This is a genomic window from Sphingomonas endophytica (assembly GCF_001476895.1).
Lineage (GTDB): Bacteria > Pseudomonadota > Alphaproteobacteria > Sphingomonadales > Sphingomonadaceae > Sphingomonas > Sphingomonas endophytica_A.
Genome location: NZ_LDTB01000248.1, coordinates 1 through 645, shown reverse-complemented (window position 1 = coordinate 645; position 645 = coordinate 1). Strand labels below are relative to the sequence as shown.

Sequence of the window (645 nt, the reverse complement as noted above, 5' to 3'; positions counted from 1 at the left end):
TCCGAAGAGTATCTGAATTGGTGCTACGCTTGGATTGAAGAATGTGTACGGGTCCTCAAGCCAGGCGGGTCCTTATTCATCTACAATATTCCTCGCTGGAACATATTGATCGGCGCCTACCTGATGAATCGGGGGCTCGACTTCCGACACGACATTGCTGTGGACTTCAAAAGCTCTCTCCCAATTCCTGGGCGTCTTTATCCAAGTCACTACAGCCTTCTGTATTTTTCCAAGGGCAAGCCCAAGACCTTCAGAAAAATTAGAACTCCCATCGAGTTATGCCGGCACTGCGGTAAGGAGATCAGAGACTACGGGGGGCATCGACACGCCATGCACCCGAACGGGGTAAACCTAAAAGACGTGTGGACCGACATCCCCCCTGTTCGCCACTGGAAATTCAAATCAAAGAACCGGAGAGCCAATGCGCTGTCTACTCGGCTGGTAGATCGAGTAGTGGAGCTATCCACCCGTGCGGGAGACGTCGTCCTTGACCCCTTCGGTGGCAGTGGAACTACCTTCGCAGTTTGCGAAAAGAAGCACCGCCGTTGGCTTGGCATCGAGTTGGATTTTTGTGATGTAATTGTCGACCGGCTGGAAGATGCGGAAATCAAACATCACCGCAACGACGATCACGTTGAGGATTAA

The 645-nt window shown here is 51.8% G+C and carries 1 protein-coding gene; it reads left to right on the top strand.

The genetic code is table 11. From position 1 onward, the window contains the following. Positions 1 to 12 precede the first annotated feature (12 nt). Positions 13 to 645, top strand: a complete 633-nt coding sequence (locus NS334_RS19485) for a DNA-methyltransferase (protein WP_428835072.1) — start codon at positions 13 to 15, stop codon at positions 643 to 645.